At 69.6% G+C, this 20,329-nt stretch carries 20 protein-coding genes; 7 read left to right on the forward strand and 13 right to left on the reverse strand.

The window, feature by feature from the left end:
* Nucleotides 1–45 precede the first annotated feature (45 nt).
* Genes ASD30_RS10635 through ASD30_RS10650 form a run of 4 tightly spaced genes read right to left on the reverse strand, consistent with a single transcriptional unit; the run spans nucleotide 46 to nucleotide 4,084 of the window.
* Entirely contained in the window at nucleotides 46–1,155 is a 1,110-nt protein-coding gene (locus ASD30_RS10635; RefSeq protein WP_056681252.1) for a hypothetical protein, read from the reverse strand.
* Complete coding sequence (locus ASD30_RS10640; RefSeq protein ID WP_056681254.1) at nucleotides 1,152–1,382, reverse strand: DUF6752 domain-containing protein; 231 nt, start codon at nucleotides 1,380–1,382, stop codon at nucleotides 1,152–1,154. Before ASD30_RS10640 ends, ASD30_RS10635 begins: the two co-directional genes overlap by 4 nt.
* Nucleotides 1,370–2,950 (reverse strand): class I SAM-dependent methyltransferase, encoded by a 1,581-nt coding sequence (locus ASD30_RS10645; RefSeq protein WP_056681258.1) that lies wholly within the window; start codon nucleotides 2,948–2,950, stop codon nucleotides 1,370–1,372. The genes ASD30_RS10640 and ASD30_RS10645 overlap by 13 nt, the downstream gene beginning before the upstream one ends.
* Nucleotides 2,951–2,995: 45 nt before the next feature.
* Nucleotides 2,996–4,084, reverse strand: coding sequence for a hypothetical protein (locus tag ASD30_RS10650; RefSeq protein WP_156393620.1), 1,089 nt, complete (start codon nucleotides 4,082–4,084; stop codon nucleotides 2,996–2,998).
* 269 nt (nucleotides 4,085–4,353) lie between these two features.
* Between ASD30_RS10650 and ASD30_RS10655 the strand changes: the two genes are divergently transcribed.
* Genes ASD30_RS10655 through ASD30_RS10675 form a run of 5 tightly spaced genes read left to right on the forward strand, consistent with a single transcriptional unit; the run spans nucleotide 4,354 to nucleotide 9,559 of the window.
* Nucleotides 4,354–6,219, forward strand: a complete 1,866-nt coding sequence (locus tag ASD30_RS10655; RefSeq protein WP_056681264.1) for an alkaline phosphatase family protein — start codon at nucleotides 4,354–4,356, stop codon at nucleotides 6,217–6,219.
* Between the two features lie 37 nt (nucleotides 6,220–6,256).
* Complete coding sequence (locus ASD30_RS10660) at nucleotides 6,257–7,516, forward strand: magnesium transporter MgtE N-terminal domain-containing protein (RefSeq protein WP_056681269.1); 1,260 nt, start codon at nucleotides 6,257–6,259, stop codon at nucleotides 7,514–7,516.
* Nucleotides 7,509–8,051 (forward strand): DUF1003 domain-containing protein, encoded by a 543-nt coding sequence (locus ASD30_RS10665; RefSeq protein ID WP_056681271.1) that lies wholly within the window; start codon nucleotides 7,509–7,511, stop codon nucleotides 8,049–8,051. The genes ASD30_RS10660 and ASD30_RS10665 overlap by 8 nt, the downstream gene beginning before the upstream one ends.
* Nucleotides 8,052–8,062: 11 nt before the next feature.
* Nucleotides 8,063–9,229, forward strand: coding sequence for an Mrp/NBP35 family ATP-binding protein (locus tag ASD30_RS10670; RefSeq protein ID WP_056684791.1), 1,167 nt, complete (start codon nucleotides 8,063–8,065; stop codon nucleotides 9,227–9,229).
* Nucleotides 9,230–9,232: 3 nt separating this feature from the next.
* The gene (locus ASD30_RS10675) at nucleotides 9,233–9,559 is read left to right on the forward strand and encodes a sec-independent translocase (RefSeq protein WP_056681275.1); all 327 of its coding nucleotides are present in this window, start codon (nucleotides 9,233–9,235) and stop codon (nucleotides 9,557–9,559) included.
* 11 nt (nucleotides 9,560–9,570) lie between these two features.
* On the opposite strand, the gene ASD30_RS10680 is transcribed toward ASD30_RS10675, so the two are convergent.
* On the reverse strand, nucleotides 9,571–10,107 hold the full coding sequence (locus ASD30_RS10680; protein WP_056681279.1) for a hypothetical protein: 537 nt from the start codon (nucleotides 10,105–10,107) through the stop codon (nucleotides 9,571–9,573).
* 121 nt (nucleotides 10,108–10,228) lie between these two features.
* Between ASD30_RS10680 and ASD30_RS10685 the strand changes: the two genes are divergently transcribed.
* Complete coding sequence (locus ASD30_RS10685; protein ID WP_056681280.1) at nucleotides 10,229–10,969, forward strand: LysM peptidoglycan-binding domain-containing protein; 741 nt, start codon at nucleotides 10,229–10,231, stop codon at nucleotides 10,967–10,969.
* A complete protein-coding gene (locus ASD30_RS10690) occupies nucleotides 10,969–11,499 on the forward strand; it encodes an Rv3235 family protein (protein WP_056681285.1) in 531 nt (176 codons plus the stop codon). Before ASD30_RS10685 ends, ASD30_RS10690 begins: the two co-directional genes overlap by 1 nt.
* 267 nt (nucleotides 11,500–11,766) lie before the next feature.
* On the opposite strand, the gene secA is transcribed toward ASD30_RS10690, so the two are convergent.
* The 8 genes from secA to ASD30_RS10730 all read right to left on the reverse strand — a co-directional run bounded on the left by secA (nucleotide 11,767) and on the right by ASD30_RS10730 (nucleotide 20,276).
* On the reverse strand, nucleotides 11,767–14,583 hold the full coding sequence (gene secA, locus ASD30_RS10695; protein WP_056681288.1) for a preprotein translocase subunit SecA: 2,817 nt from the start codon (nucleotides 14,581–14,583) through the stop codon (nucleotides 11,767–11,769).
* Nucleotides 14,584–14,704: 121 nt separating this feature from the next.
* Nucleotides 14,705–16,294: a polyamine aminopropyltransferase gene (locus ASD30_RS10700; RefSeq protein ID WP_268788292.1), complete on the reverse strand. Its 1,590-nt coding sequence runs from the start codon at nucleotides 16,292–16,294 to the stop codon at nucleotides 14,705–14,707.
* A 2-nt stretch (nucleotides 16,295–16,296) separates the two neighbouring features.
* On the reverse strand, nucleotides 16,297–16,719 hold the full coding sequence (locus ASD30_RS10705) for a DUF350 domain-containing protein (protein ID WP_056681293.1): 423 nt from the start codon (nucleotides 16,717–16,719) through the stop codon (nucleotides 16,297–16,299).
* Between the two features lie 9 nt (nucleotides 16,720–16,728).
* Entirely contained in the window at nucleotides 16,729–17,208 is a 480-nt protein-coding gene (locus ASD30_RS10710; RefSeq protein WP_056681296.1) for a DUF4247 domain-containing protein, read from the reverse strand.
* The gene (locus ASD30_RS10715; protein ID WP_056681299.1) at nucleotides 17,195–17,719 is read right to left on the reverse strand and encodes a DUF2617 family protein; all 525 of its coding nucleotides are present in this window, start codon (nucleotides 17,717–17,719) and stop codon (nucleotides 17,195–17,197) included. The genes ASD30_RS10710 and ASD30_RS10715 overlap by 14 nt, the downstream gene beginning before the upstream one ends.
* A 1-nt stretch (nucleotide 17,720) precedes the next feature.
* Entirely contained in the window at nucleotides 17,721–18,323 is a 603-nt protein-coding gene (locus ASD30_RS10720; protein WP_056681302.1) for a DUF4178 domain-containing protein, read from the reverse strand.
* 19 nt (nucleotides 18,324–18,342) lie between these two features.
* A complete protein-coding gene (locus tag ASD30_RS10725) occupies nucleotides 18,343–19,599 on the reverse strand; it encodes a winged helix-turn-helix domain-containing protein (RefSeq protein WP_056681304.1) in 1,257 nt (418 codons plus the stop codon).
* A 2-nt stretch (nucleotides 19,600–19,601) separates the two neighbouring features.
* Nucleotides 19,602–20,276: a response regulator gene (locus ASD30_RS10730; protein WP_056681306.1), complete on the reverse strand. Its 675-nt coding sequence runs from the start codon at nucleotides 20,274–20,276 to the stop codon at nucleotides 19,602–19,604.
* Between the last annotated feature and the right edge of the window lie 53 nt (nucleotides 20,277–20,329).

Raw genomic sequence — 20,329 nt, forward strand, 5'->3', positions numbered from 1 at the left:
CACCCAGCATCACGACCAGAATCGAGAGAGCACTGATGACTGCTCTCAACGTCTTCCCCTTCTCCATGTTGATCTGCGAAAGAACTTCGGAACGCTAACACGCGGTTCGGGCTCCGGTGGTTTCATCTCGAGTGCCTCACGAGCCCGGGTGAGCGATCTCACCTCAGTCATGAGGTTGGCGATCGCCTGGGCCGCCAGGTCGAGAATCTCCCCGTCCGGCACCTCCCCGGGGTGGCGAAGGTCGCCGAGCTCGACCGGCTCCAGCAGACTGAGGTCACCGACGAGATCGAACTGCCGCTCCTGCAGCATCTCGATCGAGCGTCGGGCACGTCGCTGGAGCTCCTCGAGCATACGGGTGCCGGGCCGGAATTTCTCGCCACTCGCCGGGATGACCCGCCCCATGGCGAGGTAGCCCCGGATCCAGCGACCACGGTTGCCGGCGGAGGAGAAGTCCTCGAGCCGAGCGTTCACCCGGCGCAGCAGCTCGGCCTCGACGAGCCCGAGGGAGCGGTTCGACGGCTCTTCGGGGATCTCGAGGCCGTCGGGATCGACGCCGACGACCGACGCGAACCGCCGCCACAGCTCACCGGGTTCGGCCCGCCCGACGGCGACGGGGAGGACGTGGATGCGGGACGGCTCGACCACGCTCCCCCAGCGCTCGAGTATCTCGGCCAGGTCGAAGGCGCCCCAGCCCCACTCGTCGGTGGGGTCGTAGTCGGCGCGCTCGGGCCAGTCGTCGATCGACAGGTCGCCGCCGTTCTTCACCCACTCCTGCCAGTACGACGTACCGAGGGTGACCAGGTCGCGCGCCGTCAGGATCACGTGCAGCTCGGCGTCGGGGAACGAGTCGCACGCCCGGCGGACGTGCTCGGGGGCCGCGGCGCCGAAGAACTCGTGGCTGATGACGACGTCGCCGTCCCACCCCACGGCCTCGTCGACCAGGTCCTGCCACGGGGCGGTGATGTCACCCGAGCGGCGAGCCAGCTTCGGGTCGTCCCGGAGGTCGAGGGAGGCCAGCAGGTGGCGGCGTCGGTGGCGGCCCGGAATCAGCAGGCCGCGCTCAGCGAGCAGGTCCTTGTTCGCCCAGACGACGTCCTGGAGGTAGGTCGTGCCCGTCTTCGGGAGACCGATGTGCAGGAAGACCCGTCGGGTCATTTCTCAGGGTCACTCACACTGTCGTGGTAGCGCTTCAGCGCCTCCGCCACGCGGGACTCGTCACGCTCCGACAATGGCACCAGCAGCTCCATGACGACGTCGGTGAGCTCGGCCAGGCGCAGGTTGACCTGCCGGCACTCCTGCACCTCGGCCTCGAGGGCGGCCAGGCGCCGGGCGGTGCCGGTGCGGTCGCGCGCGCGGCGGGCCACGTCCTTCAGCTTGTCCACGTGATCACCAATCTGCTGATGGGGGTTCCGGCGACAGAGGGACCTGGCGCCGCGGTGCTGCCGTCGTCGAGCTCGACCAGGTCGGCCCGCTCGACCACGCGGCCGCCGGTCGACTCGACCTGCTCCAGCAGGTCCTCGAGGTCCAACGGTGAAACCCCGAACGGGTGACGGCCGGTCGCCGGTGCGGTCTGCACCTGCAGGTGCAGCCGTCCGGTGGTTCCGACCACCATGCGGGCCAGGCGGAGCAGGCTGAGGCGGCCGAAGTCGTCGGTGGTGTCAGCCACGTGCCGGGCCAGCGCGATGCGGGGGCCGGGTTCGCGGGAGAGCTGTGCACCCGCAGCCAGCACGGACCGGAGCTCGGTCAGGTTGACGAACTGGAACGTCACCGGGAGTCCGGCGTCGGTCGAGCGCCGGGCCTCGCGACGGAAGCCGCGGGCCACGTAGTCGAGACCCCAGGTGGTGACACCCTGCCTCGCCAGCCAGGCGGCATCGCGGCCCGCCCCGCAGCCGATGTCGACCGCGGTCTGCACCTCGGGCTCGCGCTCGCGCACCCAGTGCACGAACGACGACTCGCGCGGGTGCTCCTCGTCGACCTTGGCGGGCCGGCCGTAGTAGCGGTCCCAGACCTTCTCGCGACCGACCCTGGTTCCCCGGAACCAGCCGTTGAGCCGACGGACGGTCGCGTGCGGCGTCTCGAACTTGTACGCCGGGTCCGGCACCTTCCAGCTGGGCCCGTACATCGCCTCGAGCAGGTGCTCCGGGTGCGCCGGCGCCGGGAACGGGCGGCCCTCGAACTCGATCTCGTGGGTCGGGAAGATCCACTCGGGACGGAACGGGTGCCCGACCTCGCCCATGAGGTAGAGGTGCCCCTCGCGCAGGAAGCCGCCGAACACGTCGAGCCCACGTACCGCGCCGTCGGACTCGGTGACCAGCACCTTGAAGGCGAGCCCGCTGTAACGCGTCACCGGGTAGCCCATGTCGATCAGTGCGCGCTGCAGCCGGAACGACTCGAGCATCGCGTCGACCGGCTGGTCGTGACGGCTCACGTAGCCGAGATCGGCGTCCGAGTCGTGCCCGATCAGGCCGCCCTGGCGGACCGCGCCGAGGAGCGTGCCGTAGGCCATGAACGCCTCGACGCCACACGTGGCAAGCGCGTCGACCACGGCCCGCATCGAGTCGAGGAGCGGCCCGGTGTGCTCGGCGCTGCGGCTCTCGAACAGGCGGGAGAGCCGGTTGCTCTTGTCGAGTCCCAGGGGATGGCCGTCGGAGTCCTCGACCGTGATCGCACCGTTGCCGCTGCCGAGGCTGACCTCGGCGCAGAAGAGCTCGTCGCCGCTCACGTGGTCGACCAGCGCGAGGGTCGTCGTACCGTCGAGGAACCTGCGCAGCGCCTCGGGCCAGCGGGCGAGGAGCTCACGACCGTCGGCGACCGTGTCGCGGCGCGACCAGAAGGACCAGACCCGCCGGTCGTCGAACTTGACATCGATGGCACGGTCCCGGCGGCCGCGCATGCGAATGCCCTCGTCGGAGATGCTGATGTCCCGGATCACGGGAGCGGTCGCCTTCATGGGCAGTCCTCCCTCGTCAGGGTCGTCGCTGCGTTCGGCACCATGCTACGCATTCCACCCGTTGGCCCGGCGCAGTGCCTGACCCGCGGTTGCGATGAGGTCGTCCACCTTCGACGGGCGGGCTCCGACGGCCACGTCGGTGGTGGCCTCGAGGTGGTCGAGGACGGCGAGGGTGGCCGCCCGCACCTCTGCCTCGGGTGCGCTGGCGGCCTTGCGCGGGAGGTCGGGGAAGCCGCTCGACACGGGGAGGTCGTCGAGGCTGCCGTAGAGCTCGAACCGCGAGTCGGACATCGCCTCGCGCAGCTCCTGGTTGAGCGTGGCGGCGTACTCGGCGGCGCGACGGTCGAGCACGGGCCTGCTCTCGGAGGCGCGCAGCGGGGCGAGCACGTCGCGGGCCAACGCCCGCATGCCCACGCGGTAGCGACGCGGGGGTACGTCGGCCAGGTGTGCGTTGACCCGCCGGAGGAACTCGCAGGACCCGAACCCCAGTGAGGTGTTGTCGTGCACGTCGTCGAGGTCGACCCCACTGCCGTCGAACCCGGCAGCGGCACAGAACCGGTCCCACAGCTCCGAGCGGGGCGCGTCCGGGGGCGGGACGGTGACGACGTGGGTCTTGGCGATGCCGTGGGCACGACTCCATCGCTCGAGCATCGGCGTGATGTCCTGGGCACGGTGGAAGGTGCGGTGCGCCCGGGAGCGGGTCACCCGGCGACTGCGCGAGGGCTCGATGCGGCGCAGGTAGTCGGGCCACGACTCGTCACCGAAGTTGCGGGTGTAGGTCTGCCACTGCGCTGGGATCACCCGGGACTGGTCGCGCACGGTGAGGATGACCTCGATGGTGGCGTGGGAGTTCCTCAAGGGGTTGAGGAACGGACCCATGTGCCGGTCCGAGGCGAAGCTGAGGAACTCCATCGACACCACGGCCGTGGTGTCGGGGTCCATGGCGCCCACGGGCTGCACGAGCGCGCGCCACTTCCGCTTGTTCTTCCCCGGCTGCTTCGGCAGGTTGAGCACGTCGCGCACGGCGCGGGACTGGACCCCGAAGGCCCCACCGAGGAACACGGCGTCACGCTCGGCGAGCAGCTCCTGGTTGTTCCCGAGCACGGACTGGACGAAGCTCGTCCCGGTCTTCATCGCACCGATGTGCAACACAATCCGGCCAGCCATCGTCGCCCTTTCTCCCCTCGCTCCGAACCCGTCGTCGGCATCGCGCGCAAGGTATCACCGGGGGCTCCCCCGACGACATCCGGTGCGACACGCCGACAGGCGGCTGCGTCGGAGTGCCCGGGAAACGCGTCCTACGACTGTCATGCTGGCGCCTACGTGCCCAGAGAAGTCGATCGGTTAGGAGGGCACGCATGAGGCTGGCCCGGTTCACAACGTGGCGGCGTTCCCATCCTCGCGTGCTCATCGGGGCCGGCCTCGCCCTGGTCCTGATGGCGACGGTGCTGCACTTCGCGTCCCCCTTCGACTCCGACGGCGACGGCAGCGACGACGGTCAGGCCAGCCTGAGTGCGGAGAACCCCCGCGCACCCGCACCCACCGGGGCCACCCAGTTCCGGATGGCGTCGTTCAACCTCCTCGGCGCCGGTCACACCAGGCCCGGTGGCGACCGACCCGGCTGGGCCTCCGGCGAGCAGCGCATGGTCTGGTCCGTGCAGCTGCTCCGCCAGCAGAACATCGACCTGGTCGGCTTCCAGGAGATGCAGGACCCCCAGTTCAAGAAGTTCAAGGCGCTCACCGGCACCCAGTACGGCATCTACCCCGGTTCCGAGCTGGGCCCGGCCGCGATGCACAACAGCATCGCCTGGCGTCGCGACACCTGGGAGGTCGTGCAGAAGAAGTGGGTGCACATCCCCTACTTCGGCGGCGACCTGATCCGCATGCCCTACGTACAGCTGCGCCATGTGAGGACCGGCCAGCTCGCGTGGTTCGCGAACTTCCACAACCCCGCCAACGCCCGCGGCGACGCCCGCAAGTGGCGGATCAAGGCGACCAACATCGAGATCGCCCTGGCCAACCGGCTGCGCGAGAACTACCCCGGACAGCCCGTCCACTTCACCGGTGACATGAACGAGCGCGAGCTCTACTTCTGCCCGGTCCACCGACGCACCGAGCTCCGGTCCGCCAACGGCGGCTATTTCACCGGGTCCACCTGCCACCCGCCGAAGCCGATGCCGGTCGACTGGATCTTCGGCACGGCGCCGACCCGCTTCACCGGGTACGTCGCACTCCGCAGCGCCCTGGTCCGCAAGAGCACCGACCACCCGCTGGTGATCGCCAACGCGAGCATCCCGCCGGCGCGCGCCCAGACCAGCGGAGTGACCCGGGTCGTGGTCATCTCGGTCGAGGGACTGCGCCCCGACATGCTGGCCCAGCTCGCCGCCGCCAACGCTCCGGGCATGGCCTACTTCATGGAGAAGGGCGCCTCGACGCTCGACGCCCGCACCGAGTACACCCGCACCACGCAGCTTCCCAACGCCACCTCGATGGTGACCGGACGCTCGGTGACGGCGAAGTACGGCGGCCACGGGGTCGGCGTCGACAGGGACACCGGTGGCACCATCGCCCAGGCTGCGGGCCACTACGTCAACAGCGCCTTCGCGATGGTCCACGACGTCGGCTACTCGACCGCGCTCTACGCCCAGGATCCGGCCATGGCCATGATCCGCAGGTCGTACGACGCCCGACACGGCGCGCTCGACCCCCAGACCAGGGACTACGGCCGCAACAAGATCACGACGTACGCCCAGAACCGGAGCAGCGCGATCCTGGTCCGCGACTTCACCCGCCAGCTGGCCGCGTCCCCGCGACGGTTCTCCTTCCTGCAGCTCAACGACCTCGACACCGTCGGTCACGAGTCGGGCTACATGTCCGCGGCATACAGGAAGAGCGCCCGACGCGTCGACGAGCTGGTCCGCCGGATCCGGGTCACGATCAACAACTCCTCGACCTTGCGTGGCCACACCCTCGTCGTGCTGACCACCGAGCATGCGGGCTACCGGCGTACGAACTCCGACCCGTCACTGCTGCGCAACCACCAGATCCCGTTCGTGGTGTGGGGCCCCACCGTGCGCGCGGGGACCGACCTCTACGCGATCAACCCGCAGCTGCGGCGTCCCGGTCGCACACGACCCGGCTACAACGAGGCACAGCCGGTGCGCAACACCGACGTCGCCAACCTGGTGATGACCGCGCTGCGCCTGCCCTCCGTCCCCGGCAGCAACATGAACCGCGGACAGACGTTGAACGTCTTCGGCGGTCCGTGAGCACGATTTCGCGTCCCGGCCGATACGGTGGGGTCTCGTGAGCACTGCCCCTTCCCGCGTCTTCGTGGCCCGACTGGTCGGGCTGCCGATCTTCGACCCCCAGGGTGACCAGGTCGGCAAGGTGCGAGACCTCGTGGTGGCGCTCCGCACCGAGTCCAGCCAGCCGCGCGTGCTGGGGCTGGTCGCCGAGGTGTTCGGCCGGCGCCGCATCTTCGTGCCGATGACCCGGGTCACCAACATCGACTCCGGGCAGGTCTACACCACGGGCCTGCTGAACATGCGTCGGTTCCAGCAGCGGCCCACCGAGACCCTGGTGATCGGGCAGATGCTCGACCGCAACGTGCGGGTGATCGGCTCGGAGGTGACCGGCGTCGTCTACGACGTCGCGATGGAGCAGGCCCGCAACCGCGACTGGGTGCTCAGCCGGGTCGCGCTCCAGGAGCCGGGGCGGGGGTTCCGCCGCAAGGGGCAGACCCACGTCCTCGAGTGGGGCGAGGTCACCGGTGTGACCCGGCCGGAGGAGAGCCAGGGCGCCACCCAGCTGCTGGCCTCCCTGCACGAGATGCGGCCGGCCGACGCCGCCAGCGTGATCCACGACCTGCCGAAGGAACGGCTCGGCGCGGTCATCGCCGGTCTCGACGACGAGCGCCTGGCCGACGTCCTCGAGGAGCTGCCCGAGGAGGACCAGGTCGAGATCCTGGAGCACCTCGACTCCGAGCGGGCCGCGGACGTCCTCGAGGAGATGTCGCCCGACGACGCCGCCGACCTCATCGCCGACCTGCCGCCCGAGACCGCGGCCCAACTGCTCGAGCTGATGGAGCCCTCGGACGCCGAGGACGTCAAGCGACTGATGTCGTACGCCGAGCACACCGCAGGAGCCATGATGACCGTCGAGCCGGTGATCCTGCCGCCCGACGCGACCATCGCCGAGGCCCTGGCCCACGTCCGCAACCCCGACCTCACCACGTCCCTGGCCGCCCTGGTCTACGTGTGCCGGTCGCCCCTCGAACCACCGACCGGGCGCCTGCTCGGCGTTGCGCACATCCAGCGCCTGCTGCGTGAGCCACCGTCGACGCTGGTGGCCGCCGCACTCGACCAGACGCTCGACCCACTGCGTCCCGGGATGAGCATCGACGCGGTCGCCGCGCACCTCGCGACGTACAACCTGGTGGCCGCCCCGGTCGTCGACGACGACGGCCGGCTGCTCGGCGCGGTCACCGTCGACGACCTCCTCGACCACATGCTCCCGGAGAACTGGCGTGAGCAGGTCCCTCGCACGGGGGTGACCCATGGCTGAGCGCCGGAGCCGTCTCGACACACCCCGCGAGGTACGCCGACCGCTGGTCCGCCGGCCGACGTACGACTCGGAGATGTTCGGCGTCTTCGCCGAGCAGTTCGCCCGCTTCATGGGCACCGCGAAGTTCCTGATCTACATGACGCTCTTCGTGGTGGTCTGGATCGGCTGGAACGCGCTCGCACCCTCGTCGCTGCGCTGGGACGACTACCCCTACATCTTCCTGACGCTGATGCTCAGCCTCCAGGCGTCGTACGCCGCACCGCTGATCCTGCTCGCGCAGAACCGGCAGGAGACCCGCGACAAGGTGATCGCCGAGCAGGACCGGCAGGCCAATGCCCGGGCCCACGCCGACATGGAGTTCCTGGCCCGCGAGGTGGCCTCGTTGCGGATGGCGGTCGGCGAGGTGGCCACCCGCGACTTCCTCCGCTCCGAGCTGAAGGTCCTGCTCACCGACCTGGAGGAGCTCGCGGCCAGCGGGCCTGAGGAGGAATCCGGGGACGAGACCGAAATCGTTGAACCTCGGAGCACCACGTAGGCTTGGGGATCATGAGCACCCCCACGATCGAGCAGGTCACCGCCGCACTGGCGACAGTCAACGACCCGGAGATCAAGCGCCCCATCACCGAGATCAACATGGTCGACCGGATCGAGATCGGCGACGACGGCGTGGTCTCCGTGACCGTGCTCCTCACCGTTGCCGGGTGTCCCCTCAAGGACACCATCACGCGTGACGTCACCGCCGCGGTCAGCCGGGTGGCGGGCGTCACCGGCGTCGACCTCGAGCTGGGCGTGATGACCGCCGAGCAGCGCGCCGGCCTGCAGGAGATCCTCCGCGGCGGCCAGGCGCAGCGTGAGATCCCGTTCGCCCAGCCCGGCTCCCTCACCAAGGTCTACGCGATCGCCTCCGGCAAGGGTGGTGTCGGCAAGTCCTCGGTGACCGTGAACCTCGCCCTCGCGCTGGCCAAGCAGGGCTTGAAGGTCGGCGTCCTCGATGCCGACATCTACGGCCACTCGGTGCCGGCCATGCTCGGTGTGGGCGACGCCCGCCCGACCCAGGTCGACGACCTGATCATGCCGGTTCCCACACCCTCCGGCGTGTCCGTGATCTCGATCGGCATGCTCAAGCCCAAGCGCGAGCAGGTCGTCGCCTGGCGCGGGCCGATGCTCGACCGGGCGCTCGTCCAGATGCTCTCCGACGTCTACTGGGGCGACCTCGACGCGCTCCTCCTCGACCTGCCGCCCGGCACCGGCGACGTCGCGATCTCGCTGGGCCAGCACCTCCCGAACGCCGAGGTGATCGTGGTGACCACCCCGCAGGAGGCCGCCGCCGAGGTCGCCGAGCGCGCCGGCACGATGGCCTCGATGATGCACCAGCGGGTCGTCGGCGTCGTCGAGAACATGAGCTTCCTGCTCTGCCCGCACTGCGCCGAGGAGGGCAAGCCCGAGCACCGCCTGGAGATCTTCGGATCCGGCGGTGGTGACCGGGTGGCCGCGACGCTCTCCGAGCGCTTCGGCTACGACGTCCGCGTGCTCGGCCGGATCCCCCTCGACGTGTCCCTCCGCGAGGGTGGTGACTCGGGCAAGCCGATCGTCGAGGCCGACCCGACCGCGCCTGCCGCCCAGGAGCTCAACCGCATCGCGGAGGGCCTCTCCGGACGGGGCCGCGGACTGGCCGGCATGCAACTCGGACTCACGCCCTCCAGCCGGTTCTGATCCGTGTTCGACATCGGCCTGGCCGAGATGGCGGTCATCGCCCTGGTCGCGGTACTGGTGTTCGGACCGGACAAGCTGCCCGACCTGGCCCGTCAGGCCGGGCGGTTCCTCAAGCAGATGAAGTCCTACGCCAACGCGGCGCGTGACGACCTGCGCAACGAGCTGGGCCCGGAGTTCTCCGACCTCGAGCTCCGCGACCTCGACCCCCGCACGATCGTGCGCAAGCACATCGCCGAGGCGATGGCCGACGATCCCCAGCCCGAGAAGCCCCGGGGCCGCCGCCCGTTGGACGCCGGCGAGCTGCCGCCGTACGACGCCGAGGCGACCTGACGCAGGCGCCCTCAGCGCCTGGTGTGCACCGCCGCCAGCGCCTCGAAGGTGAAGAGGTGGAGCTCGCGCTGCTCCCCCATCACCGCTTCCACGAAGTCAGCGCCGACACGGACCGGTACGACGTCGTACTGGGCGCCGTCCAGCATTCGCAGCCCGCAACGCTCCTGTGACTCGCTGATCCGCCGCAGCGCCGACCGGAGGCCGAGCTTCGCCGTGACCGGCCAGGCGTCGTGCGGGACCGAGCGTGGCGAGATGCCCTGCATCATGCTGATCGCGGCCAACCGCACGATCCACTCCTGCTGACCGGACTCGACCAGGCACCAGCCGGTGGCCACCCGCACCAGTCGTCCGCGCAGGGCGCCCAGCCCGGTGACCCGCAGGGCCACGTCTGAGCCGACACTCGCCATCAGCCGGCCGGCCGCGTCGACCGAGGAGTACTCCGCCCGCGCACGGTCGGCCACCTCGATCTGGCGCTCGGCGTCGAAGACTGCGCCGGCCTCGCCCTCGAGGTCGTCGAGATACGCGAACAGGTCGGCCTCCCAGGTCATGGGGAGGAGCCTTCACGGCTCATGCCACCCTGTCAACGATCCACACCTGTGGAGAAACCGTTGACAAACCATGTCAAGAGACGTTCACTGATGCAAACGTACGCAAACGAAAGCATTGACCATGTCTCGGGTCCCTCACACCGCACCGCTCAGCCGCTGCCTCCTGGTCTGGGCGGGCGTCTCCCTGGCCTGCCTGGCCGCCCTCGTCGCACTCCTTCCCGACCTCCGGCGCTGCGGCGTGCTGCTCGACGCCGGGGCGCTGGCCGACGCGCCCTTCGACCGGGCCCTGGCACTGCTGGCCGTCGTGGCACTGACCGGGAGTGCGGTGTGGTGGTGGGCGGTCACCTCGTTGGCCGTGCTCGAGGCCGCCACGGCCGTCCGGGTCCGGGGCTGCCCGCCGGCGATGCGCCGGGTGGTGCTCCTGGCCTGCGGAGTCACCCTGGCCTCCGGGCTGTCCCCTGCGGTCGCCGACCAGTCTGCGGGCCTGCCGCCTCGACCTGCCGACCCGGGGCACTCCGTGCTGGCCGGCCTCCAGCTCCCCGATCGCTCACCGGGTGTGGTCACCCGGCCCGCCACGGCCGGTGCGACGTCCGCGCCCGGCGCCGTGCGCGTGCGGGCCGGCGACTCGCTGTGGTCGATCGCCGAAGGCAGCCTGGGGCACGACGCCGACGACGCATCGATCGACGCGCGATGGCGGCAGATCTGGCAGGCCAACGGCGAAGTGGTCGGGGCCGACCCCGATCTCATCCATCCCGGCACCCGCCTCCGCCTACCCCGGTCGCGAGCCTCCGCGGTCCGAGCCTCCACCGTCCGTTCCAGCACCGACCAGTCCGCCCGCGAGCAGTCCGCCGAGGAGAAGTGATGTCGTCGACCCGCAACAACGTCAGGGCGCTGATCAGCCCCCGCCAGCCCGTGGAACCCGCTGCGAACAGCTTCCAGGGCACCCTCGCCCTCGAGCTGGAGCCCGACCTGGGTCCGCCCTGGGCGCCAGAGCAGTCCCCTCAGCGCGGCGCCGACGTGGTCGCCGTCGCTCCCCCGGTCCGCGCCGACCTGCACCGCTGGATCGTGACCTTCAGCCAGGCGTGTGTCGAGGTGATCGGCGGCGACCGCCCCGCCTCCCAGCTGGTCCGGTGGACCTCACCCCGGATCCACGCAGAGGTCGCCTACAGGGCCGGCGTGGTCGCGCGCGCCGGCGTACACGCTGCCGGCCACGGCCGTGGCCGCCGTCCCGTGGTGCGTCCCCAGGTGCAGACCGTGCACACCTGCTTCCTCGACGACGACACGGTCGAGTTCTGCGTGCGGGTGAAGTACGGCGAGCGCAACCGCTGCCTCGCCGGCCGCCTCGAGATCGTCAGCTCGCGCTGGCAGTGCACTGCGTTGGAGTTCGGGTAGCAGAATTCGCTCTGCGAATGCCGCTACCCGAACTCCAACGCAGTGCGGGTCCCAGCGGCAGGAGTCGAACCATGGGTTGTTGTCACGGAGCGCCAGCGGAGTTGACGAGAACCCACGGTTCGACGAGGTGAGCAGGGCCGGGAGCTCGCTGCCTCGTCAACCCCAGGGGGTTGGCCTCAACCGCAAGAACCCCGGCCTGAACCGCAAGAACCCCCGGCTCGAACCGCAAGAATCCACGGTTCGCGCAACAAGAACCCGGGGCTCGCCTCAGCCGTTGACGCGGGTGGTCAGGCCGGTGGGCCCGCCGGGTGCGCCGTGGCACTTCTTGTACTTCTTGCCCGAACCACAGGGGCAGTCGGCGTTGCGGCCCACGTTGGCGAACGGGTCGTCCGCGTCGGTGACCGTCGTGCCGCCGGTGACCTCGGCCTCGCCGTCCTCGGAAGGACCGGTGTAGGACAGGTTCGCCGGGGGCGCCGGGGCCTGCAGGCCCTTGGCGCTGATCCGCGGTCCCTCGTGCACGTGGGTCGGCTCCGCGTCGACGGCGGTGACCTCGTCGGCCTCGACGACCTCGGCGGGCGCCTCGTCCTCCTCGACCTCGACCTCGAGGTTGAACAGGAAGCCGACCGACTCCTCCTTGATGCCGTCCATCATGGCCTGGAACATGTCGAAGCCCTCGCGCTGGTACTCCACGAGCGGGTCTCGCTGGGAGTACGCGCGAAGGTAGATGCCCTCGCGCAGGTAGTCCATCTCGTAGAGGTGGTCACGCCACTTGCGGTCGAGCACCGAGAGCACGACGCGACGCTCGAGCTCGCGCATGTTCTCCTCGCCGACCAGCGCCTCGCGCTCGTCGTACGCCTTCTGGGCGTCCTTCTGCAAGGTGGCGGTCAGGTCGACCCGCGACATGGCCGCGCGGGCGCCGGCGTCCTCCTCGACCTGGGCCAGGCTGAGGCTGATCGGGTAGAGCTGCTTGAGCGCGGTCCAGAGTGCGTCGAGGTCCCACTCCTCGGCGAAGCCCTCGGTGGCACCGGTGACGTAGGCCTCGATGACGTCGTCGACGAAGCCGCGCATCTGCTGCTCGAGGTCGGCACCCTCGAGCACCTCGCGGCGCTCGCCGTAGATCACGTGGCGCTGGCGGTCCATCACGTCGTCGTACTTGAGGACGTTCTTGCGGGACTCGAAGTTCTGCGACTCGATCTGGCCCTGGGCGTTGGCGATCGCGCCGGTGACCCGCTTGTTCTCGATCGGTACGTCGTCGGGCACCTTCAGCATGGTGAGCACCCGGTCGACCCAGTCGGACTTGAACAAGCGCATCAGCTCGTCCTGGAGCGACAGGTAGAACCGGGACTCCCCCGGGTCACCCTGGCGGCCGGAACGACCACGCAGCTGGTTGTCGATGCGACGGGACTCGTGGCGCTCGGTGCCGACGACGTAGAGGCCGCCGGTGTCCTTGACCTCGTCGTGCTCGGCCTTGACCTGCTCCCGGATGCGGACCAGGGTCGGCTCCCACTCGGCTTCGTACTGGTCGGCGGTCTCGCCCGTCGGCTCGAGGCCCTTCTTGCGCAGCTCCTCGTCGGCCAGGAACTCGACCGAACCGCCGAGCATGATGTCGGTGCCTCGACCGGCCATGTTGGTCGCGACCGTGACCGCGCCCTTGTGGCCGGCCATCGCGACGATGCGCGCCTCGTCGGCGTGCACCTTGGCGTTGAGGACGCTGTGCGGGATGTTCTTCTTCTTCAGCAGGCCGGAGAGCAGTTCGGACTTCTCGACCGAGACGGTGCCGACCAGCACCGGCTGACCGTTCTTGTGGCGCTCGACGATGTCGTCGCACACGGCGAGGTACTTGGCCTCCTCGGTGCGGTAGACGAGGTCGGCCTGGTCGTTGCGGAGCATCGGCTTGTTGGTCGGGATCGGCACCACGCCGAGGTTGTAGATCTTGTCGAACTCGCTGGCCTCGGTCATCGCCGTACCGGTCATGCCGGAGAGCTTCTTGTAGAGGCGGAAGTAGTTCTGCAGGGTGACCGTGGCGAGGGTCTGGTACTCCTCGCGGACGGTCACGCCCTCCTTGGCCTCGATCGCCTGGTGCAGGCCGTCGTTGTAGCGGCGACCGGCCAGCATGCGGCCGGTGTGCTCGTCGACGATGAGGACCTCGCCGTCCATGACGACGTACTCCTTGTCCTTGCGGAACAGCTCCTTGGCCTTGATGGAGTTGTTCATGAAGGAGATCAACGGTGTGTTGACCGAGTCGTAGAGGTTGACGATGCCGAGGTGGTCCTCGACCTTGGTGATGCCGCCCTCGAGCACGGAGATGGTGCGCTTCTTCTCGTCGACCTCGTAGTCGACGTCGATCTTCATCGTGCGCGCGATCTTGGCGAACTCGGCGTACCAGCGGACCTCGTCCTGGGTGGGGCCGGAGATGATCAGCGGGGTGCGCGCCTCGTCGATGAGGATCGAGTCGACCTCGTCGACGATCGCGTAGCCGTGGCCGCGCTGCACGCAGTCCTTGATGTCGGAGGCCATGTTGTCGCGCAGGTAGTCGAACCCGAGCTCGTTGTTGGTGCCGTAGGTGATGTCGCAGTTGTAGGCCTCGCGACGCTCGGCCGGCCGCATCGACGGGAGGATCACGCCCGTGCTCAGGCCGAGGAAGTGGTGGATGCGGCCCATCATCTCGGACTGGAACTTGGCCAGGTAGTCGTTGACCGTGACGATGTGGACGCCCTGGCCGGCCAGGGCGTTGAGGTACGCCGGGAGGGTGGCGACCAGGGTCTTGCCCTCACCGGTCTTCATCTCGGCGATGTTGCCCATGTGGAGCGCCGCGCCACCCATGATCTGGACGTCGTAGTGACGCTGGCCGATCACGCGGTGGGCCGCCTCGCGCACGGTGGCGAAGGCCTCCGGCATGATGTCGTCGAGGGTCTCGCCCTTGCCGAGGCGCTCCTTGAACTCGTCGGTCATGGCTCGCAGCTCGGCGTCGCTCATCTTGACGAAGTCGTCCTCGATCGCGTTGACCGCCTTGGCCACCGCCTCGAGCTCGCGAAGGATCTTGCCCTCACCGATACGGAGGATCTTGTCGAGGATGGCAGGCACGAGGAGGAACTCCCTGGGTAGATGGTCGAGCCGGCGCCAGGCCAAGCCGCCCGCGCCGCAGGCAATGCTACCCACGGGCCAAAGAATTTCCGCTACCGATGCCGCTCAGGCATGGCCGGGGTCAGTAGCCGACCCACCCGCTGCGGGTGTACTCCAGGATCACCGGGTCGAGCAGCGTCGAGACCTGCACGTCGCGCTCGGCCCGATCGGGCGGGAACACGGTCGCCGCGCCGAGCGTCGCGTCGTTGACGAACCGCAGCCCGTCGGGGACCTCGTCGTCCAGTGACAGCGTGGTGGGCTCCTCGGTGGCGAGGACGAAGCCCCAGTCGCCGAACGAGGGCACCTCGGCGTGGTACGGCACGGTCGAGAGGCCACTGGCCGCGACGGTACGACGAACGCACCAGAACGCATCGGGGGCGAAGAACGGGCTCCCCGACTGCACCACGGTGCGGCCCCCGGGCGCCATCAACGGCCGGAGCATCCCGTAGAACTCCTCCGAGTAGAGCTTGGCGATGGCCGTGGAGTCCGGGTCGGGGAAGTCGACGACGATCGTGTCGAACCGTCGGTCGCCCCCGGTCTGCTCGCGCACCCAGGAGAACGCGTCGGCGGCGACGCGGGTCACCCGGGGGTCCTCGAACGAGTGCTCGTTGAGCGAGCTGATCGGCTCGAAGCTGCGGGCCAGGTCGACGACTGCCGGGTCCAGGTCGACCAGGGTGACCTCGTCGACGTCGTCGTACTTCAGGATCTCGCGCAGGGCGAGGCCGTCGCCGCCGCCGAGGACCAGCACCCGTTCGTGCGGCCCGGACATCGCCGGGTGGACCAGCATCTCGTGGTAGCGGTACTCGTCGACCGAGGAGAACTGGAGGTCGCCGTCGAGGAAGAGACGCACGTCGGTGTGCTCGGGCCCGGTGACCGCGCCGCGGGTGACCACGATGTCCTGGTACGCCGAGCGCTCTGCGTGGATGATCGGGTCGCGGTAGAGCAGCTGGCGGGCGGTCGCCTCGAACTCCGACGCCTTCCACGCCATGCCCCCGAGGAGTACGGCGACCAGACCGCAGGCCAGCGACGCCGACACGAGCCGGCGGCGTTCACCGGTGCCGCGGAGCAGGACCAGGGCCACCAGCCACGCGGCGGCGACGTTGAACGCGGCCACCACCAGGGTGCCGATAAGCAGGTCGAGCATCGGGAGCAGCACGAACGGGAAGGCCAGTCCCCCGACGAGGGCGCCGATGTAGTCGACGGCGTTGATGTTGGCCACCGCGCGGGCCGGGTCCTGGGCCCGGAACCGCTGCAACAGCTCCATCAACAAAGGGATCTCGGCCCCGATGAGCATGCCGATCAGCAGGGCGCAGATCACCATGGCCGGCGTGTAGAACTCCAGCCAGGCGAACGCGACGTACAGCAGCGGGACGCTGAACCCGCCGATCAGGGCCAGCCCGAGCTCGACGCCCAGGAACGCGGCGAGTGGACGGCCCAGCCACTGCTTGGCGAAGAGGGCACCGAGGCCCATCGCGAACATGGTCACCGAGATGACGATCGCCGTCTGGGTGATCGAGCTGCCCAGGAGGTAGCTGCCGAGGGTGACCAGTGCCAGCTCGTAGACCAGTCCGCAGGCGGCGCAGATGAAGACGGCCACCAGCACGACCACGGTCATGGCTCGTCCGACCGGCGCCTCGGGTCGGGCTGTGGTGTCCGCGGTCAGGGTCGGCAAGGTCAGGACAGGGAGGCCATGACGATCACGCCGACGGCCAGGTTCATGGCCACTGCGACCCAGACGGCCGGGTCGTCGTCCTCATCGGTGAGGGTCTCCCCCAGCTTGCCGGGGGTCAGCAGGTCGAGCACCACGAAGGCGGCGCCCTGCATCGCCACGCCGATCGCGCCGTAGGCCACGGTCTCGACGAGGTTCTCCAGGGTGTCGCCGTCGGCGGTGAAGATCGCGCTGGCCACGATGCCGCCGATGGCCAGCAGCGAGGACGCCAGGACCAGCGACGCGTCGCGGTTGCGGTCGACGAAGATCAGGTGGCCCAGCCGGCCCGGGGTCAGCAGGTCGACCATGTAGAAGCCCACCGCCAACAGGACCAGTCCGACGGCACCGAAGGCCAGCGACGCCAGCACACCTTCAACGAGTTCGTTCATGGGGTTCCCTTACTTTCCGCTTCCGCTGCCGCCGCCGCGGAAGAACCCGCCGCGCTGGTAGTGACTGCTCCAGAAGAAGAGCAACGTGCCGTGGTGCCGGTAGCCGGCGTCGAACTCGAAGAGCGTGACGTCGGTGCCCGACCCGTCGTCGTCGGCCTCGACCTCGACCAGCCAGTCGTTCTTGTAGCGCAGGAAGTACGTCGAGTCCTCCTGGCGCTTCTCGCTGGGGTCGGTGCCCTGGTCGATCGCGGCCACCGTCTGGTCGACGGTGTCGTCGGACGTGTAGTGCCGACCGTCGTTGTCGACGTCGCCGTCGACGTACGTGTAGTGGTCGTCGAGCCAGCCCTCGGGGCTGCTCCTCAGCGCGTTCCAGATGAGGGGGACGGCGATCAGCGCGACGACCACGAGCACGGCCACGATGATGAGTCCGCGCGGGTTGCCCGGCCGGCGACTGGCGTGGCGGAACTCGGGTTCCTCAGTTCCGGACATCGGCGCTCACCCCTGTCGTCGCACGCGTGGTCGTGTGGACCAGCTCGCCGGTCTGCGGATAGGCATGCCAGGACTCCCAGGAGATCGCGTCGGGTGTGAGACGGAGCGCCAGCGCGGTCACCGCGTGGGGCACCCCGGGGAAGGACACCACCAGGGCGTCGGGGTCATCGGCCAGGGACGAGGTGAGCACGTCGACCCGGGCCACCAGGTCGTCGGCCTCGAGTCGCTCGACGCCGGAGGTGAAGTCGTAGCCGGGGGCGCCGATCTGCTCGGGCATGGCCGCGGCCCCGGGGAGGTCGCAGGCCACGGTCTCGGAGAGCAGCACGTCGCCGGCGGCGTCGCGGACCAGCACCTGGTGGGAGGCGCCGAGGACCCGCAGGTCGACGACGACACCGTGGCCGGCCTCGAGGGTGCGCGTCACCAGGGCCACGCGCTCGGGGAGTCCGACCGCCCAGCGCAGGGTGGCGGCGCGCACGTCGGCGAACGCCACCGAGATTTCCTGGACCGTCATGTCAGTCGCGGTCGGAGCCGGGGAAGACCGTCAGCTCGAACGGTTGCAGGACCTCGCCGACCGACGCCTCCCACGAGGAGCCGAACTTCTCGAAGCCGAGCAGCTTGCCGTCCTTGCTCTTGTAGTCGGCGTAGTCCACGTTGCCGCTGGGCGCCGTACCGGTGCTGCCGAGGGCCGAGAAGCGAGCGGTGCCCTGCTCCTGCAGGCGGTAGGCCACCCCGGCGACGATCACGTCGCGGTCACCGGCGGCACCCTGGTCGATGTCGCCCAGCGCGAGGGAGTGCCACAGGGAGACCTCGAAGCCCTCGTCGTCCTCGACGCAGACCCAGCGCTTCTCGTCGGCGTCGTCGAGGAGGTGCTCGGTCCAGAGGTAGCCCTCCTCGTTGAAGTCGAGGCGCCCGCGGACGAACCACTTGTGGCCGAGGTATTCGATGACGTCGCCGTTGCGCAGGTCGCGCAGGGCCTCGGTCGAGGCCACATCGGCAGTGCCGACCACGTCGTCGGGCTGCCACGGGGACTCGCCGGGCTTCTTGCGCCGTTGCAGCAGCCAGATGGTGACGCCCACGATGGCGGCCACCACGATGATTCCGATCAACCAGCCCACGACGATCCCCGTTTCCCAGTCAGTGTTCTCGGGAAACAGTAGCGAGTGCCGCGGCCACACCGGCGGCAAGGTCGCCGCGTGGCTCCACCACGATCTCGTCGAGGCCGAGCCAGCCGGCCAGTCGCCGGAGCTCGGCGGCCAGCTCGGCGTCGGTGTCGGGGGCCGCGGTCTCCTCGGCGTACGCCGCCTTGACCAGCAGCCGACCGGTGGCCCGGTCGGCCTTGAGGTCGACCCGGCCGGCCAGCCGGTCACCGCTGAGGAACGGCAGCACGTAGTAGCCGTGCAGCCGCTTGGCGGCGGGCACGTAGATCTCGATGCGGTAGTGGAAGTCGAAGAGCTTCTCGGTGCGCTCGCGCTCCCACACCACCGGGTCGAACGGGCTGAGCAGGGTGCGAGCCCGGACCCGCCGGGGCAGGCGCGCGTCGCGGTGGAGGTACGCCGGGCGCGTCCAGCCGTCGACCCGAACCGGCAGCAGCTCGCCGTCCTCGACGAGGCGCTCGATCGCCGGACCGGCGGCCATTCCTGCGTTGTCACGGGTGCTGGCGCCCATCGGCATGCGGTAGTAGTCGGCCAGGCAGCGGCCGGTGGCGACGCCGTGTGAGACGGCCGCGCGCCGGACCAGCTCGACGGCCGCATCCTGCGGCGTCGGGGTCGGGGCGTTGAGGACCTCGGCGGGCAGCACGCGCTCGGGCACGTCGTAGACCACCTCGAACTGGGAGTTGCGCCCGGCAACCGCCACGTCACCCACCATGTAGAGGTAGTCGAGCACCTTGCGGGACTCCGACCAGTTCCAGCCCCAGTGCTTGCGGTCCCGGGGCTCGGAGCTGAACTCCGCGTCGAGCTGGCGTGCGGTCACCGGACCGCGGTCGCGGACAGCCGCCAGCACCTCGTGCTCGAGGCCCGGCTGGGTGTCGGTGATCGGCCACCACTTGCCGCGCCGGGCCCGGTAGGACGCCATGCGGTGCTGCATGAACGGCCACAGGTCGACCGGCATCAGCGCCTGCACGTGCGCCCAGTACTCGATGAGCTGACGGGGCTGCCGGGCCCGGTGCTCACTGGCCTTGCGCAGGAGCTCGGTGTCGTAGGGGCCCATCCGCGAGTAGAGCGGCATGTAGTGGGCGCGTTGCAGCACGTTGACCGAGTCGACCTGCAGCACGCCGGTGCGGGCGACGGTACGGCGGAGCGTGCGCAGCGTGGGCGTGGCATGCGGCGCATCGAGGAAGCCCTGGGCGGCCAGGGCCACCCGGCGGGCCTGGCCCAGTGACAACGACTCCACGGTCAGGGAATGTCGAGCAGCTTCTCGCGGACGGCGTACATGACGGCCTCCATGCGCGAGTGCAACTGAAGCTTCTCCAGGATGTTGCGGACGTGGTTCTTCACGGTGTTCTCGCTGATGAACAGCTGGCGGGCGATCTCGCGGTTGTTCATGCCCTTGGCGACCAGGCGGAGCACCTCGAGCTCACGCTCGGTGAGCCGGAGCCCGGTCGGCTGCTCGCGCTCGGGGCGCGACATCTGCTTGAACTCGTCGATCAGCTTGACCGCCATCGAAGGGCTGATCAGGGACTGTCCGTCGGCCACCACCCGCACGGCCTGGGCCACCTCGTCGATGGAGGAGTCCTTGAGCAGGTAGCCGGAGGCGCCACTCTTGACCGCTTCGTAGAGATCGGCCTCCTCGTCGGAGACGGTGAGCATGATGATCTTCGCCGACGGCACGATCTCCTTGATCGCCACACAGGCCTCGATGCCCGACCGCTTCGGCATGCGCACGTCGAGCAGCACCACGTCGGGTGCCACGCTCGCGGCCAGCTCGGTTCCCTCGATGCCGTCGCCGGCCTCGCCCACGACCTCGATGCCGGGCTCGACGCCCAGAAGCATCGTCAGGCCGCGTCGGAAGAGTTCCTGGTCGTCAACGACCAGCACCCGGATCGGCTCGGAGTCATTGATGTCGCTCACCCGAGCATCATGACACGACTGGGCGTCAGCGTGCTTGCTGTGCCACCCAGTCG

The organism is Nocardioides sp. Root140 (assembly GCF_001426745.1).
Lineage (GTDB): Bacteria > Actinomycetota > Actinomycetes > Propionibacteriales > Nocardioidaceae > Nocardioides.

Bases quoted from the DNA above. Each gene is read 5' to 3' on its own strand.
- ASD30_RS10635 (WP_056681252.1), bottom strand. From the start codon at position 1,155: ATGACCCGACGGGTCTTCCTGCACATCGGTCTCCCGAAGACGGGCACG.
- ASD30_RS10645 (WP_056681258.1), bottom strand. From the start codon at position 2,950: ATGAAGGCGACCGCTCCCGTGATCCGGGACATCAGCATCTCCGACGAG.
- ASD30_RS10650 (WP_156393620.1), bottom strand. From the start codon at position 4,084: ATGAAGACCGGGACGAGCTTCGTCCAGTCCGTGCTCGGGAACAACCAG.
- ASD30_RS10665 (WP_056681271.1), top strand. From the start codon at position 7,509: ATGGCTGAGCGCCGGAGCCGTCTCGACACACCCCGCGAGGTACGCCGA.
- ASD30_RS10670 (WP_056684791.1), top strand. From the start codon at position 8,063: ATGAGCACCCCCACGATCGAGCAGGTCACCGCCGCACTGGCGACAGTC.
- ASD30_RS10680 (WP_056681279.1), bottom strand. From the start codon at position 10,107: ATGACCTGGGAGGCCGACCTGTTCGCGTATCTCGACGACCTCGAGGGC.
- ASD30_RS10685 (WP_056681280.1), top strand. From the start codon at position 10,229: ATGTCTCGGGTCCCTCACACCGCACCGCTCAGCCGCTGCCTCCTGGTC.
- ASD30_RS10690 (WP_056681285.1), top strand. From the start codon at position 10,969: ATGTCGTCGACCCGCAACAACGTCAGGGCGCTGATCAGCCCCCGCCAG.
- ASD30_RS10705 (WP_056681293.1), bottom strand. From the start codon at position 16,719: ATGAACGAACTCGTTGAAGGTGTGCTGGCGTCGCTGGCCTTCGGTGCC.
- ASD30_RS10710 (WP_056681296.1), bottom strand. From the start codon at position 17,208: ATGTCCGGAACTGAGGAACCCGAGTTCCGCCACGCCAGTCGCCGGCCG.
- ASD30_RS10715 (WP_056681299.1), bottom strand. From the start codon at position 17,719: ATGACGGTCCAGGAAATCTCGGTGGCGTTCGCCGACGTGCGCGCCGCC.